At 40.2% G+C, this 11694-nt stretch carries 10 protein-coding genes; all 10 read left to right on the top strand.

Annotated features, from left to right (window positions below):
* Position 1 precedes the first annotated feature (1 nt).
* Positions 2-988, top strand: a complete 987-nt coding sequence (locus HT678_RS00935) for a glycosyltransferase family 2 protein (protein WP_050207661.1) — start codon at positions 2-4, stop codon at positions 986-988.
* A 15-nt stretch (positions 989-1003) separates the two neighbouring features.
* The gene (locus HT678_RS00930; RefSeq protein WP_172923138.1) at positions 1004-2473 is read left to right on the top strand and encodes an O-antigen polysaccharide polymerase Wzy; all 1470 of its coding nucleotides are present in this window, start codon (positions 1004-1006) and stop codon (positions 2471-2473) included.
* Entirely contained in the window at positions 2466-3500 is a 1035-nt protein-coding gene (locus HT678_RS00925) for a hypothetical protein (protein WP_000461506.1), read from the top strand. The genes HT678_RS00930 and HT678_RS00925 overlap by 8 nt, the downstream gene beginning before the upstream one ends.
* A 201-nt stretch (positions 3501-3701) precedes the next feature.
* Positions 3702-4439: an adaptor protein MecA gene (mecA, locus tag HT678_RS00920; protein WP_000782675.1), complete on the top strand. Its 738-nt coding sequence runs from the start codon at positions 3702-3704 to the stop codon at positions 4437-4439.
* Positions 4440-4591: 152 nt separating this feature from the next.
* The gene (locus tag HT678_RS00915; RefSeq protein ID WP_172924517.1) at positions 4592-5878 is read left to right on the top strand and encodes a homoserine dehydrogenase; all 1287 of its coding nucleotides are present in this window, start codon (positions 4592-4594) and stop codon (positions 5876-5878) included.
* 1 nt (position 5879) lies between these two features.
* Complete coding sequence (gene thrB, locus HT678_RS00910; RefSeq protein ID WP_050207664.1) at positions 5880-6749, top strand: homoserine kinase; 870 nt, start codon at positions 5880-5882, stop codon at positions 6747-6749.
* A gap of 75 nt (positions 6750-6824) precedes the next feature.
* Positions 6825-6992 carry a hypothetical protein gene (locus HT678_RS11380; protein ID WP_240153445.1) on the top strand — a complete coding sequence of 56 codons (168 nt, stop codon included), beginning with the start codon at positions 6825-6827 and terminating at the stop codon, positions 6990-6992.
* A gap of 60 nt (positions 6993-7052) precedes the next feature.
* Positions 7053-7991, top strand: a complete 939-nt coding sequence (msrB, locus tag HT678_RS00900; protein ID WP_000818203.1) for a peptide-methionine (R)-S-oxide reductase MsrB — start codon at positions 7053-7055, stop codon at positions 7989-7991.
* A 57-nt stretch (positions 7992-8048) separates the two neighbouring features.
* Positions 8049-9773: an ABC transporter ATP-binding protein gene (locus HT678_RS00895; RefSeq protein ID WP_023936095.1), complete on the top strand. Its 1725-nt coding sequence runs from the start codon at positions 8049-8051 to the stop codon at positions 9771-9773.
* A gap of 1 nt (position 9774) precedes the next feature.
* Positions 9775-11523 (top strand): ABC transporter ATP-binding protein, encoded by a 1749-nt coding sequence (locus HT678_RS00890; protein WP_001254298.1) that lies wholly within the window; start codon positions 9775-9777, stop codon positions 11521-11523.
* The last annotated feature ends 171 nt before the right edge of the window (positions 11524-11694 follow it).

Genomic DNA, 11694 nt, shown 5'->3' with positions numbered 1-11694 from the left:
CATGGAAACTGCATTAATTAGTGTCATTGTGCCAGTCTATAATGTGGCGCAGTACCTAGAAAAATCGATAGCTTCCATTCAGAAGCAGACTTATCAAAATCTGGAAATCATTCTTGTTGATGATGGAGCAACGGATGAAAGTGGTCGCTTGTGTGATTCAATCGCTGAACTAGATGATAGGGTGTCAGTGCTTCATAAAAAGAATGAAGGTTTGTCACAAGCACGAAATGATGGAATGAAGCAGGCTCACGGAGATTATCTGATTTTTATTGACTCAGATGATTATATCCATCCAGAAATGATTCAGAGCTTATATGAGCAATTAATTCAAGAAGATGCGGATGTTTCAAGCTGTGGTGTCATGAATGTCTATGCTAATGATGAAAGTCCACAGTCAGCCAATCAGGATGATTATTTTGTCTGTGATTCCCAAACATTTCTGAGGGAATACCTCATAGGTGAAAAAATACCTGGAACAATCTGCAATAAGCTAATCAAGAGAGAGATTGCAACTGCCCTATCCTTTCCAAAGGGATTGATTTATGAAGATGCTTATTATCATTTTGATTTAATCAAGTTGGCTAAAAAGTACGTTGTTAATACCAAACCCTATTATTACTATTTCCATAGAGGGGATAGTATTACAACTAAACCCTATGCAGAGAAGGATTTAGCCTATATTGATATCTACCAAAAGTTTTACAATGAAGTTGTGAAAAACTATTCTGACTTGAAAGAGGTTGCTTTTTTCAGATTGGCCTATGCTAACTTCTTTATTCTGGATAAGATGTTGCTAGATGATCAGTATAAACAGTTTGAAGCCTATTCTCAGATTCATCGTTTTTTAAAAGGCCATGCCCTTGCTATTTCTAGGAATCCAATTTTCCGTAAGGGGAGAAGAATTAGTGCTTTGGCTCTATTCATAAATATTTCCTTATATCGATTCTTATTACTAAAAAATATTGAAAAATCTAAAAAATTACATTAGAACGGGGGTGAGCAAGTGATTGATGGAAAACGATTGTTATTTAGTTTGACCATAGTCAGCTATGCTTTGACGCTAGTAAGTGGAATTGTATATCTGTTTAATAATAACAATGTTAGCTTGCTTTCTACTTTATTGTTCTTACTGGTTAGTAGCTTAATTGCCTGCTGGAATAACATCAAGTATTACTTAATCCATTTTATTTTCTATTTAACCATTTTTGTATTTCTGGTATCAAGACCGACCATTGATTATTTTAGGGATGGTGCTTTGGATACCTATCATCCAATAGCCTATCGTTTTGCCTTTATAGTTGTCATGGTTTCGATTCTGGGCTTGACCATAGGAGGCATTCTGGCTCGTTACTTCATAGCTAGGAAGAAAATAAAAGTAGCAAATATAGGAAATTCTCTAAAAGAGGTTTATATCAAGCGGTTACGCTTTGTATCACTAGGAGTTTTTCTTCTAACCTATCCTTTCTATTTCATTCGGTTATTCGAACGGCTCCTGTATCGCTTGCAGACTTCCTACTATGCCTACTATGCAAACTTTGAAAGTAAACTGCCCTATTTTACCTATATCTTATCAACATTTACGGTCTATGCAATGTGTATGTATTTGGCAACCAAGCCAAAGAAATTGCAGGCAACAGCAGTGCTTGTCTCCTTTATTGCAGCTAATACTATTCATTTGGCAATTGGGACACGAAATCCCTTTATTTTAAGTATTTTATTTGCTTTTGTTTATTACTTTATGCGAGAGCAAACTGAAAAAGGAAAATGGATTGGGTTTAAAGAAAAGTTAGCGATTTTTGTAGGTTCTCCTATTCTCATGTTAGCAATGGGAGTGCTCAATTATGTACGGGATAATGTCCAGGTTTCCCATACAGGTTTCTGGGATATCTTGCTTGACTTTATCTATAAACAAGGAACCAGTTTTGGCGTTCTGGCTCGAGGTTTTCTATTTAACAGTAGCCTCCCTTACCGAGATTTCCGTAATTTTACATTTGGTTCTGTCCTTGATTATTTTGCAAGGGGAAGCTTGGGGGCTATTTTCGGAGGAAAAGCCTTTGAACATACAACCAATAGTGTGGAGCTAGCTATTGATAGTAATAGTTATGCCCACAATTTGTCCTATCTTGTTTTGAACAAGGAATATTTAAAAGGACATGGTATCGGAAGTAGTTATATCATGGAGTTGTATACAGACTATGGTATGATAGGAGTCTTTCTACTTAGTCTCTTACTCGGTATGCTATTTATAGCCATGCTGCAAGTAGCCTATCGTTCAAGAACAATCCTATTTGCCTTGTCTTTACTCATCTTGAATAATCTATTCTTTATGCCTAGAAGTAGCTTTTCAGAAAGTTTCTTCAATTTATTTACAATGCAATTCTGGGGAATTGTTCTTGTGATTATATTTGTAGCAAAAATGCTTACAAAAGAGAACCAGTATCTACTAAACAAAGGAGAAAAAAATCATGTTTGAACATTATTCAGTAGCTGATTTATTTGCAAATCTTTACAAAAAACGAAAAGCAAATATTTTAGCTCTCATCGCTTTATTTGCTCTCATTGCTGTACCATTTACAATTAAAGCAGTTAGGAATAAAAACACTGTCAAAGATACAACAAGTTATTCAACTTATCTTAGCTATAAAATCACTCCTCCAGAAGACTCAGCTAAAACAATTTTGAATCATCAAATTGGTGGTTATAGTGATTTTTATGGGAAATTGATTGATGGGAATTTGAATGGAGCTTATCTTTTCAATGATGTAGAACCCAGTGAGTTGAAAAAAATTGCCAGTGAATTAGACACGACAGAAACAACCTTGAAAAATTCAACGAATGATTATTGGTGGAAAAAATTGACCGTCTACTATATGATTGACGATGCAGGGGTTGGTGTGAAAATTTTGACATCAAGTAAAGATGCTAATGATTTGTTAGAGCGAAAAATTGATGGATTGATTGAGAAATTTAAACACACTTTTGCAAATGTAAAAATTGAAAAATTGGAAACCATCAACTCTAAAGAATTGAATGCAAATGGTGAGACAGCACTTGGATTGAATGTGAAAAACTTGATTCTCCGTTTAGCTGTTATTGGAGTAGTTTGTGTGATTTTGGTTGTGATGGGGAATGTATTGATTTATCTCTTTAATCCAACAATCAATAGAGCAGGTGATTTTTCTCAGTATCAAATTGATTTTGTAACAGAGATTACAACAATTGCTAACCTAGCAGATGTCTTGTCATACAAAAATGCTGGACAAGAATTAACAATCGTTAGCTCAAATAAAGCTATCCTAGATAAATTGAAACAGAGTCAAGAGGCTTTAAAAGGAATGCATTTTGTAGATTTACAGGATGTATCATCTCTTTTGGAAAGAGATACAGTCCTTCTTGTTGAAGAGTACGGAGTGACTCGTTATAAGAAATTTGAACAAAGTCTTCAAATTCTTAGAAACTTAAATCGTTCTATCCTCGGTGTAGCAACCTTTAAACTATAAGCTTTCTGATGTATTAGGTCTTCAAAGTCGAACAAGAAGTTTGATTTTGAAGGCTTTTTCTATCTGTCTGCAGAAATTTTCTCTTGGAGTCTCCTATAGAAAGACCCTAGGGAAAATCTATCCGTATAGAGGAGCCTTCTTTTGATAAAATCGTAAAAATCTAGTATAATAGATAGAACTGAAAGTATGAGGTTACTAGCAATGAAAATGAAACAAATTAGTGATACAACTTTGAAAATCACGATGTCTTTAGAGGATTTGATGGATCGTGGCATGGAGATTGCTGACTTTCTTGTCCCTCAAGAAAAAACAGAAGAGTTTTTTTATGCTATCTTGGATGAGTTAGAGATGCCTGATAGCTTTCTAGATACAGGTATGTTGAGCTTCCGTGTGACTCCAAAACCTGATAAGGTTGATGTCTTTGTAACCAAATCAAAGATTGACCAAAATCTAGATTTTGAAGATTTATCGGATTTACCAGATATGGAAGAATTGGCTCAAATGTCGCCAGATGAGTTTATTAAAACCTTAGAAAAGAGCATCGCAGACAAAACTAAGGATGATATCGAAGCCATTCAATCTTTAGAGCAAGTCGAAGCCAAGGAAGAAGAGCAGGAGCAGGCTGAACAAGAAGCTGAGAGTAAGAAAGAACCTTACATCTACTACATCCTTTCTTTTGCTAAGTTGGCTGACTTGGTGGCTTTTGCTAAGACAGTGACTTTTGAGATGGAAACTTCTGAACTCTACAAGATGAATGAGCGCTATTATTTGACCATTTTAGTGGATATTGAAAATCATCCAAGTCCATATCCAGCTTGGCTGTTGGCCCGTATGCGCGAGTTTGCGGACGATAGTGACATCAGTCGTTCAGTCTTGCAGGAGTATGGCCAAGTCTTGATGAATCACGATGCAGTGACCAATCTGCAAAAGATTGGATAATCACTTCTGGAAAATTATTTCTAGATTTTAGGAAGAGCGAATCATCAGATTCGTTTTTTTCTTTTCTAGACTGAAATAGTGATTTACTATGATAGGAATTTTCACAAAATTCTGTTATAATGGCTATATTAGAAAATTTCGAGGAGATAAAGATGATAGTTAAAATTGCTTTACTAGGATTTGGTACCGTTGCAAGTGGTGTGCCTTTCCTCCTAAAGGAAAATGGAGAAAAAATCAATCAATCAGCACATTCAGAGATTGAAGTTGCTAAGGTATTGGTCAAGGATGAAGATGAAAAGAATCGCTTACTTGCAGCAGGGAATGACTTTAACTTTGTAACCAATGTGGATGATATTTTATCAGATCAAGACATTACAATCGTAGTGGAATTGATGGGGCGTATCGAACCTGCTAAAACCTTTATCACTCGTGCCTTGGAAGCTGGAAAACACGTTGTTACTGCTAACAAGGACCTTTTGGCTGTCCATGGCGCAGAATTGCTAGAAATCGCTCAAGCTAACAAGGTAGCACTTTACTACGAAGCAGCAGTTGCTGGTGGGATTCCAATTCTTCGTACTTTAGCAAATTCCTTGGCTTCTGATAAAATTACGCGCGTGCTTGGAGTAGTCAACGGAACTTCCAACTTCATGGTGACCAAGATGGTGGAAGAAGGCTGGTCTTACGATGATGCTCTTGCGGAAGCACAACGTCTAGGATTTGCAGAAAGCGATCCGACGAATGACGTAGATGGGATTGATGCAGCCTACAAGATGGTTATTTTGAGCCAATTTGCCTTTGGCATGAAGATTGCCTTTGATGATGTAGCCCACAAGGGAATCCGCAATATCACACCAGAAGACGTAGCTGTAGCTCAAGAGCTTGGTTACGTAGTGAAATTGGTTGGTTCTATTGAGGAAACTTCTTCAGGTATTGCTGCAGAAGTGACTCCAACCTTCCTACCTAAAGCGCACCCACTTGCTAGTGTGAATGGCGTAATGAACGCTGTCTTTGTAGAATCTATCGGTATTGGTGAGTCTATGTACTACGGACCAGGTGCGGGTCAAAAACCAACTGCAACAAGTGTTGTAGCTGATATTGTCCGTATCGTTCGTCGTTTGAATGATGGTACTATTGGCAAAGACTTCAACGAATATAGCCGTGACTTGGTCTTGGCAAATCCTGAAGATGTCAAAGCAAACTACTATTTCTCAATCTTGGCTCCAGACTCAAAAGGTCAGGTCTTGAAGTTGGCTGAAATCTTCAATGCTCAAGATATTTCCTTTAAGCAAATCCTTCAAGATGGCAAAGAGGGTGACAAGGCGCGTGTCGTTATCATCACACACAAGATTAATAAAGCCCAGCTTGAAAATGTCTCAGCTGAATTGAAGAAGGTTTCAGAATTCGACCTCTTGAATACCTTCAAGGTGCTAGGAGAATAAGATGAAGATTATTGTACCTGCAACCAGTGCCAATATCGGGCCAGGTTTTGACTCGGTCGGTGTAGCTGTAACCAAGTATCTTCAAATTGAGGTCTGCGAAGAAGGAGATGAGTGGTTGATTGAACACCAGATTGGCAAATGGATTCCACATGATGAGCGTAATCTCTTGCTCAAAATCGCTTTGCAAATTGTACCAGATTTGAAACCTAGACGCTTGAAAATGACCAGTGATGTTCCCTTGGCGCGTGGTTTGGGTTCTTCCAGCTCAGTTATTGTGGCTGGGATTGAACTAGCCAACCAATTGGGGCAACTCGACTTGTCTGATCATGAAAAATTGCAGTTAGCGACCAAGATTGAAGGACACCCTGATAATGTGGCTCCAGCCATTTATGGTAATCTCGTTATTGCAAGTTCTGTTGAAGGGCAAGTCTCTGCTATCGTAGCAGACTTTCCAGAGTGTGATTTTCTAGCTTACATTCCAAACTATGAATTACGTACTCGCGACAGCCGTAGTGTCTTGCCTAAAAAATTGTCTTATAAGGAAGCTGTTGCTGCAAGTTCTATCGCCAATGTAGCGGTTGCTGCCTTGTTGGCAGGAGACATGGTGACCGCTGGGCAAGCAATCGAGGGAGACCTCTTCCATGAGCGCTATCGTCAGGACTTGGTAAGAGAATTTGCGATGATTAAGCAAGTGACCAAAGAAAATGGGGCCTATGCAACCTACCTTTCTGGTGCTGGGCCGACAGTTATGGTTCTGGCTTCTCATGACAAGATGCCAAGGATTAAGGCAGAATTGGAAAAGCAACCTTTCAAAGGAAAACTGCATGACTTGAGAGTTGATACCCAAGGTGTCCGTGTAGAAGCAAAATAAAGAATAGAAGATAGGATGGGGAAACTCTTGACCAGAGGGTTTCATATCCTTTTTGTGAAAAGAAGTTTATACTCAATGAAAATCAAAGAGCAAACTAGGAAGCTAGCCGCAGGTTGCTCAAAACAGTGTTTTGAGGTTGTGGATAGAACTGACGAAGTCAGCTCAAAACACTGTTTTGAGGTTGTGGATAGAACTGACGAAGTTAGCTCAAAATACTGTTTTGAGGTTGCAGATGTGAGCTGACGTGGTTTGAAGAGATTTTCGAAGAGTATTAGTTAAAAACGTGATAAAGGAGAAATAAAGATGGCAGAAATTTATCTAGCAGGTGGTTGTTTTTGGGGCCTAGAGGAATATTTTTCACGCATTTCTGGAGTGCTAGAAACCAGTGTTGGCTACGCTAATGGTCAAGTCGAAACGACCAATTACCAGTTGATCAAGGAAACAGACCATGCAGAAACGGTCCAAGTGATTTACGATGAGAAGGAAGTGTCACTCAGAGAGATTTTACTTTATTATTTCCGAGTTATCGATCCTCTATCTATCAATCAACAAGGGAATGACCGTGGTCGCCAATATCGAACTGGGATTTATTATCAGGATGAAGCAGATTTGCCAGCTATCTACACAGTGGTACAGGAGCAGGAACGCATGCTGGGTCGAAAGATTGCAGTAGAAGTGGAGCAATTACGCCACTACATTCTGGCTGAAGACTACCACCAAGATTATCTCAGGAAGAATCCTTCAGGTTACTGTCATATCGATGTGACCGATGCTGATAAGCCATTGATTGATGCAGCAAACTATGAAAAGCCTAGTCAAGAGGTGTTGAAGGCCAGTCTATCTGAAGAGTCTTATCGTGTCACACAAGAAGCTGCTACAGAGGCTCCATTTACCAATGCCTATGACCAAACCTTTGAAGAGGGGATTTATGTAGATATTACGACGGGTGAGCCACTCTTTTTTGCCAAGGATAAGTTTGCTTCAGGTTGTGGTTGGCCAAGTTTTAGCCGTCCGATTTCCAAAGAGTTGATTCATTATTACAAGGATCTGAGCCATGGAATGGAGCGAATTGAAGTTCGTTCTCGTTCAGGCAGCGCTCACTTGGGTCATGTTTTCACAGATGGACCGCGGGAGTTAGGCGGCCTCCGTTACTGTATCAATTCTGCTTCTTTACGCTTTGTGGCCAAGGATGAGATGGAAAAAGCAGGATATGGCTATCTATTGCCTTACTTAAACAAATAAAACAGAGAGTGGGGCTTCCCACTTTCTTCATTTCTAGAATATGAATAGAAGGGATTTATGAAACACCTATTATCTTACTTCAAACCCTACATCAAGGAATCAATTTTAGCCCCCTTGTTCAAGCTGTTAGAAGCTGTTTTTGAGCTCTTGGTTCCCATGGTGATTGCTGGGATTGTTGACCAATCTTTACCTCAGGGAGATCAAGGTCATCTCTGGATGCAGATTGGCCTGCTCCTTATCTTTGCAGTAATTGGCGTTTTAGTGGCCTTGATAGCTCAATTTTACTCAGCAAAGGCAGCAGTAGGCTTTGCTAAGGAATTGACAAACGATCTTTATCGTCATATTCTTTCCTTGTCCAAGGACAGCAGAGACCGTCTGACAACTTCTAGTTTGGTCACTCGCTTGACTTCGGATACCTACCAGATTCAGACTGGTATCAATCAATTCCTGCGTCTCTTTTTGCGAGCGCCCATTATCGTTTTTGGTGCCATTTTTATGGCTTATCGAATCTCAGCTGAGTTGACTTTCTGGTTCTTAGTCATGGTTGCCATTTTGACCATTGTCATTGTAGGGTTATCTCGATTGGTCAATCCTCTCTACAGTAGTCTCAGAAAGAAAACGGACCAACTGGTTCAGGAAACGCGCCAGCAATTGCAAGGGATGCGGGTTATTCGTGCTTTTGGTCAAGAAAAACGAGAGTTACAGATTTTTCAAACCCTTAACCAAGTTTATGCTAGATTACAAGAAAAGACAGGTTTCTGGTCTAGTTTATTAACACCTCTGACCTATCTGATTGTCAATGGAACTCTTCTCGTTATTATCTGGCAAGGCTATATTTCAATTCAAGGAGGAGTGCTCAGTCAAGGTGCTCTCATTGCTCTTATCAATTACCTCTTACAGATTTTGGTGGAATTGGTCAAGCTAGCCATGCTGATCAATTCCCTCAACCAGTCCTACATCTCAGCTAAGCGAATCGAGGAAGTTTTTGCTGAGGCTCCAGAAGATATTCATTCAGAATTAGAACAAAAGCAAGCTAGCAGTGATCAGGTTTTACAAGTTCAAGAACTGACCTTTACCTATCCTGATGCGGCCCAGCCTTCTCTGAGAGACATTTCCTTTAATATGAAGCAAGGGCAAATCCTTGGTATCATCGGAGGAACTGGTTCTGGTAAATCAAGCTTGGTGCAAGTCTTACTTGGACTTTATCCAGCAGACAAGGGGAGTATAGACCTTTATCGAAATGGACGTAGTCCTCTTAATTTGGAGCAGTGGCGGTCTTGGATTGCCTATGTGCCCCAAAAAGTCGAACTCTTTAAGGGAACCATTCGTTCTAACTTGACTCTAGGTTTACATCAAGAAGTATCTGACCAGGAACTCTGGCAGGCCTTGGAGATTGCGCAAGCTAAGGATTTTGTTAGTGAAAAGGAAGGGCTCTTGGATGCCACTGTTGAGGCAGGAGGTCGAAATTTCTCAGGTGGACAAAAACAAAGGCTGTCTATTGCTCGCGCAGTCTTGCGCCAAGCTCCATTTCTCATCCTAGATGATGCGACCTCGGCCCTCGACACCATTACCGAGTCTAAGCTCTTGAAAGCTATCCGAGAAAATTTGCTAAATACGAGCTTAATCTTGATCTCTCAACGAACCTCGACTTTACAGATGGCTGACCAGATTCTCCTCTTAGAAAAAGGAGAGCTCCTAGCTATCGGCAAGCACGAGAACTTGATGAAATCTAGTCAAGTTTATCGCGAAATCAATGCATCCCAACATGGAAAGGAGGACTAGCATGAGACGACAAACTGCAAACCAGACGCTCACACGCTTGGCAAAAGATTTAGCAAGCAATCCCTTCCTCCTTTTCCTAGCCTTTCTAGGAACTATTACCCAGGTTGGCTTATCAATCTACCTACCTATCTTGATTGGGCAGGTCATCGACCAAGTCCTAGTGGCTGGTTCTTCACCAGTTTTTTGGCAGATTTTTCTCCAGATGATCTTGGTAGTTATAGGAAATACTCTGGTACAATGGGCCAATCCTCTTCTTTATAATCGCCTAATCTTCTCTTATACCAGAGACTTGCGAGAGCGAATCATCTATAAGCTCCATCGTTTACCGATTGCTTTTGTGGAGCGGCAAGGAAGTGGAGAGATGGTCAGTCGGGTAACCACGGACATCGAACAGTTAGCAGCTGGCTTGACCATGATTTTTAACCAATTTTTCATTGGTGTCTTGATGATTTTGGTTAGCATTCTAGCCATGCTGCAAATTCACCTCCTCATGACTCTCTTAGTCTTGCTGTTGACGCCACTTTCCATGGTGGTTTCACGCTTTATTGCCAAACGCTCCTATCATCTCTTCCAGAAGCAAACAGAGACAAGGGGAATTCAGACTCAGTTGATTGAAGAATCGCTTAGCCAGCAGACTATTATTCAATCTTTTAATGCTCAGGTAGAGTTTATCAAAAGACTGTGTGAGGCTAATGACAACTACGCAGGCTATTCGCAGTCGGCCATCTTTTATTCTTCAACGGTCAATCCTTCGACTCGCTTTGTCAATGCGCTCATTTATGCGATTCTAGCTGGAGTAGGAGCTTATCGTATCATGATGGGGTCAACCTTGACCATTGGGCGTTTAGTGACTTTTTTGAACTATGTCCAACAGTATACCAAGCCCTTTAACGATATTTCTTCAGTGCTAGCTGAGTTGCAAAGTGCTCTGGCTTGCGCAGAGCGCGTCTATGCTGTCTTAGAAAGTCCTGAGGTTGCTGAAACAGGCAAGGAAGTCTTGACCAGTGACCAAGTTAAGGGAGCTATTTCCTTTAAACATGTCTCTTTTGGTTACCATCCTGAAAAGATTTTGATTAAGGATTTATCTATTGATATTCCAGCTGGTAGCAAGGTAGCCATCGTTGGTCCGACAGGTGCAGGAAAATCAACCCTTATCAATCTTCTTATGCGTTTCTATCCTATTAACTCAGGAGATATCTTGCTGGATGGGCAATCCATTTATGATTATACCCTAGTATCATTGAGACAGCAGTTTGGCATGGTGCTCCAAGAAACCTGGCTCAAGCAAGGAACCATTCATGACAATATTGCTTTTGGAAATCCTGAAGCCAGTCGGGAGCAGGTGATTGCTGCTGCCAAAGCAGCCAATGCAGATTTTTTCATCCAACAGTTGCCACAGGGATACGATACCAAGTTAGAAAATGCAGGAGAATCTCTCTCTGTCGGTCAGACCCAGCTCTTGACTATAGCGCGAGTCTTTTTGGCTATTCCAAAGATTCTTATCTTAGACGAGGCAACTTCCTCCATCGATACACGGACAGAAGTGCTAGTACAGGATGCCTTTGCAAAACTCATGAAGGGGCGCACAAGCTTTATCATCGCCCACCGTTTGTCAACCATTCAGGATGCGGATTTGATTCTTGTCTTGGTAGATGGCGACATCGTGGAGCATGGCAATCATCAGGATCTCATGGCTAGAAAGGGTAAGTATTACCAAATGCAGCAAGCAGCAGCTTTTAGCTCTGAATAAGCCATTCTCTTTTGAAAGTTTATGGACGAAAAAAGTTGCCTTCGGGTGACTTTTTTGTTACAATAGCTAGAAAAATTGTTCACTGTAATACTTAATGAAAATCAAAGAGCAAACTAGGAAGCTAGCCGCAGGTTACTAAAAGCACTGCTTTAAGGTTGTAGATAAGACTGA

It is taken from the genome of Streptococcus sp. 3167 (assembly GCF_013277175.1).
Classification (GTDB): Bacteria; Bacillota; Bacilli; order Lactobacillales; family Streptococcaceae; genus Streptococcus; species Streptococcus pseudopneumoniae.
This window is presented reverse-complemented; position numbering and strand designations above follow the sequence as displayed.